Here is a 3,989-nt window from a genome sequence, read left to right as displayed (position 1 = left end):
GGCGCTGCGGGAGCTTCTGGCGTCGCCGGTTCCACGGGATTGTCTGGAGCCGCGGGCTCGGCGGTCGCTGTGCACGGCGCAGGCGCCGTGGGTTCGGCGGGCGTGGCCGGTGCCTCCGGTGCCTCCGGTGCCGCGGGCTCCGCCGGAACCGTCGCCGGTGCGGCGGGAACCGTCGGCTCGGGCGGTGGGTCCGCCGGGTGGTCGGCCAAGATGCTCGGGCTGCTGACCAAACCCGCAGTCGCCGTGACGGCGGGCGCGACGATCGCGGCGGGCGGCGTCTACGTGGCCACCCACACCCCGAACACCCCACCCCCGAGGGCTCTGACCCCCACGGCGACGGCCGGCACCCTCCACCCCTCGTCCGCAGCGACGACCGCGACCACCGCACCCCCCTCCCCGTCAGGAGCGCCCTCCCCGTCCCCTTCCACCTCGAAGACGACGACCGGCCCGTACGGCTCGGTCGTCGACGCCGTGGACCGCGCCCCGAACCCCGACACCCCACCCGCGGCCCTCCCGCACCGCCCGGCCTCCGGCCTCACCAGCACCGGCGGAGCGCACGCCACCATGAACCACCGCGGGGACAACGTGACGCTCAGCGGCCAGGGTTACGTCCTCGTCCGCTGGCAGGTCTCACCGCAGTACCGCTCCGGCGCGCTGGTCATGCCGAGTTGGACCGCGCTGAAGGGCAAGCTCTTCCACGTGGCCTCGGGCGGCGGCCGTCGCATGGACGACCCGGTCAGCACCACCGACCCCACCGCCACCGGCATGGGCAACAAGACCACCGGCTACGACGTCCTGCCCACCGGCACTCAACAGATGTGGCAGAACGAGTACTTCTACGTCGACGGCAGCGTCACCCTCACGGTCAACGAACGCGGCGCCGACTACGGCCTGAACGTCTTCCCCACCACCTGGGACGCCGTGGAGCAGGACATCACCACCGGCCCCGCCCAGGGCGCGACCCGCTACGGCCTGACCCGCGACACCGGAAAGGACAACGCCCCGGTACCCCAGTACGCCACCCGCACCACCCCGACCGACCCGGCGACGGTCGCTCAGGCCTCCCGGGTCTGACCGCCGCGCGTGAAGTCGTCCTGCGCGGCCATGACTTCGTCCCCGTGCTCGAACGCCCAGGCCCCGAACGCGTCGATCGGTTCGAGCAACGTCCGCCCCAGCGGGGTGAGTTCGTACTCCACCCGCGGCGGCGAACCACCGTAGGACCGCCGCGCCACCAGCCCGTTGAACTCCAGCCGCCGCAAGGTCTCGGTCAGCACCTTCTGGCTGATTCCGCCGATCCGCCCGCGCAGCTCACCCGGCCGCTCCGGACCGTGCCGCAGGGCCCAGAGCACCACACAGTTCCAGGTGTTGCCGAGCAGATCGAAGGCGAGCCGGGCCCGGCAGTCGGCGAGAAACACGGGTTCGGAGGTCACGCACCACATGGTGCCCGAGCCACTTCCTACTGTCGTGCCATGCGAATCGGAATCCTCGGCACAGGCGGAATGGCGGACGCGCTGGGCGCGCAATGGCGGCGGTCCGGACACGAAGTACTGTTCGGCGGCCGGGACTTGGGGCGGGCGGAGGTTCTCGCGCGCCGCTGGGACGGCGCCTGGGGCACCCTCCACCAGGCCGCCGACTTCGGCACCGACGCCGTACTGATGGCACTCCCGTGGCGGGCCGCGATCGAGGTCGCCCGCCAACTCCCGCTCACCGGACGCGTGTTGATCGACTGCACGAACCCGGTCGGCGAGGGCTTCCGTCTGCTCACCGCGGGTGTCCCCTCCGCCGCCGTGCAACTCGCCACCGCCGCGGGCCCCGGGGCCCACGTCGTCAAGGCGTTCAACCTCTGCCACGAGGACGTCTGGCGCCTGACGCCCCCGGTGTTCGACGGCCGCCCCCTGGGTGTCCCCCTGAGCGGCGACAACGAGGAAGCCCTCGCGGTCGTACGGCAGTTGGTGCGGGACGTGGGCTGCGAGCCCTTCGCGGCGGGGGAGTTGGAGCAGGGGGCGGCACTACTGGAGGCGACCGCCGCGCTGCTCATCCGGTTGTGGGTGGGGGAGGGGGTGGACGCTCAATCCATAGCTCCGCCGGGGGAGTTGGCGGGACCCCGCGCCCCCGCCGCCGCCCTCACCCCTTCTTCCTGAGCCCGCACAGGACGCCGACGCGGTTGGTGGTGATCGAGTCGACGCCCAGGTCGAGGAGTCGGCGCATCGAGCGGCGGGTGTCGGGGGTCCAGACGGAGAGGAGGTAGCCGTCGCGGTGGACGCGGGCGACGAGGTCCCGGTCCACCAGTGTGAAGCGGTAGTTGAGCCAGCGCGGCCGTACCGCTTCCAGCACCGCGGGGCGCGGCGGGGCGAGCGAGGTCCAGGTGAGGGCGATCTCGGCGGACGGGTCGGCCGCGCGCACGGCGAGCATCGAGTCGGCGCCCGCGCAGTAGTACGCCCGGTCGTCCGCCCCGTACTCGCGGATCACCTCCACGATCCGGCGCGCGGCGCGCGGGTCGGCCGCGCCGGGCAGGTCGACCATCACCCGGCTGCCCTCGGTCGCGGCCAGCGCCTCCACCAGCGTCGGCACCCCGCCGTCCGTGAGCCCGCGCACCTCGTCCACCGACAGCGACTTCAGCGGCCGGTCCACTTCCCACAGCCGTTGCAGCGTCTCGTCGTGCAGCAGCACGGGCACGCCGTCACGGGTCACTCGTACGTCGAACTCGACGGCGTCCGCGCCCTGTTCGAGCGCGGAACGCAGTGAGTCGACGGTGTTCTCACGGGCGCGGTAGGGGTCGCCGCGATGGCCCACGGCGGTCACGTTCTCCATGGGCTCATTGTGCTGGTTGTCGCGGGAGCGCCGACCGTCAGGGCGCGAGCCACGCCGAGGTGTAGCTGTCGATCTCGTCGTGGATACGGGCCTTGCCGGCCGCGTCGAGGAAGGAGGCCGCCACGGCGTTCTTCGCGAGGTCGGCGACACCGTGCTCGTCGAGGTCGAGGAGGCGGGCGGCGACCGCGTACTCGTTGTTCAGGTCGGTGCCGAACATCGGCGGGTCGTCGGAGTTGATCGTGACGAGGACCCCTGCCCGGACGAACTCCTTGATCGGGTGCTCGTCGAGGGTGCGGACCGCGCGGGTGGCGATGTTGGAGGTCGGGCAGACCTCCAGCGCGATGCCGTGCTCGGCGAGGTGGGCGAGCAGCTTGGGGTCCTGCGCGGAACTGGTGCCGTGCCCGATGCGCTCGGCGCGCAGGTCGTTGAGCGCGTCCCACACCGTCTCGGGCCCGGTGGTCTCACCGGCGTGCGGCACGGAGTGCAGGCCGGCCGCGATGGCCCGGTCGAAGTACGGCTTGAACTGCGGCCGAGGCACGCCGATCTCCGGCCCGCCGAGCCCGAACGACACCAGCCCCTCCGGCCGCAGCCGGTCGTCGGTGGCCAGCCGCACGGTCTCCTCCGCCGCCTCCAGCCCGGCCTCGCCGGGAATGTCGAAGCACCACCGCAGCACGGTCCCGAACTCGGCCTCGGCCGCCTTGCGGGCGTCCTCGATCGCGTCCATGAACGCCCGCTCGTCGATCCCGCGCCGCGTCGAGGAGAACGGCGTGATGGTCAGCTCGGCGTACCGCACCTGCTGCCGGGCCATGTCCCGCGCCACTTCGTACGTCAGCAGCCGCACGTCTTCCGGCGTCCGAATGAGATCGACCACGGACAGGTACACGTCGATGAAGTGCGCGAAGTCCGTGAAGCTGAAGTAGTCGACCAGGGCCTCGGGGTCGCTGGGCACCGAGGAGTCGGAGTGCCGGGCGGCCAGCTCCGAGACGATCCGCGGGGAGGCGGAGCCGACGTGATGAACATGCAGCTCGGCCTTGGGCAGCCCGGCGATGAAGGCATGCAGCTCGCGGGCCTGACCGGCGGCGGGTACGGCGCTGTGGTCGGACAAGGTTCCTCCCCGGAACGGCGCCCCGGGCAGTGCCGTACGGGACGCGGGTGATCGGCTGATCGATGACTCGGGA

4 protein-coding genes and 1 pseudogene are annotated in these 3,989 nt (G+C 72.3%); 2 read left to right on the top strand and 3 right to left on the bottom strand.

Going from position 1 to position 3,989, the window contains the following annotated elements; genetic code table 11:
• Window positions 1-1,074 (top strand): annotated as a pseudogene (locus SSP08S_RS57975) (sigma-70 family RNA polymerase sigma factor); the annotation flags it as partial.
• Here the strand turns inward: SSP08S_RS57975 and SSP08S_RS54365 are convergent.
• The gene (locus SSP08S_RS54365) at window positions 1,056-1,439 is read right to left on the bottom strand and encodes a winged helix-turn-helix transcriptional regulator (RefSeq protein ID WP_019076022.1); all 384 of its coding nucleotides are present in this window, start codon (window positions 1,437-1,439) and stop codon (window positions 1,056-1,058) included. The pseudogene SSP08S_RS57975 and the gene SSP08S_RS54365 overlap by 19 nt on opposite strands.
• A 30-nt stretch (window positions 1,440-1,469) precedes the next feature.
• Between SSP08S_RS54365 and SSP08S_RS54360 the strand changes: the two genes are divergently transcribed.
• On the top strand, window positions 1,470-2,141 hold the full coding sequence (locus tag SSP08S_RS54360; protein ID WP_078532916.1) for an NADPH-dependent F420 reductase: 672 nt from the start codon (window positions 1,470-1,472) through the stop codon (window positions 2,139-2,141).
• Here the strand turns inward: SSP08S_RS54360 and SSP08S_RS54355 are convergent.
• Both SSP08S_RS54355 and SSP08S_RS54350 read right to left on the bottom strand, forming a co-directional pair.
• Window positions 2,125-2,811, bottom strand: a complete 687-nt coding sequence (locus SSP08S_RS54355) for a glycerophosphodiester phosphodiesterase (protein ID WP_019076020.1) — start codon at window positions 2,809-2,811, stop codon at window positions 2,125-2,127. The genes SSP08S_RS54360 and SSP08S_RS54355 overlap by 17 nt on opposite strands.
• A 37-nt stretch (window positions 2,812-2,848) precedes the next feature.
• Window positions 2,849-3,916: an adenosine deaminase gene (locus SSP08S_RS54350; protein WP_019076019.1), complete on the bottom strand. Its 1,068-nt coding sequence runs from the start codon at window positions 3,914-3,916 to the stop codon at window positions 2,849-2,851.
• Window positions 3,917-3,989 lie beyond the last annotated feature (73 nt).

It is taken from the genome of Streptomyces hokutonensis, from assembly GCF_000376565.1.
Lineage (GTDB): Bacteria > Actinomycetota > Actinomycetes > Streptomycetales > Streptomycetaceae > Streptomyces > Streptomyces hokutonensis.
The sequence above is the reverse complement of the archived record's forward strand: the minus strand, read 5'-3'. Positions and strand labels throughout refer to the sequence as shown.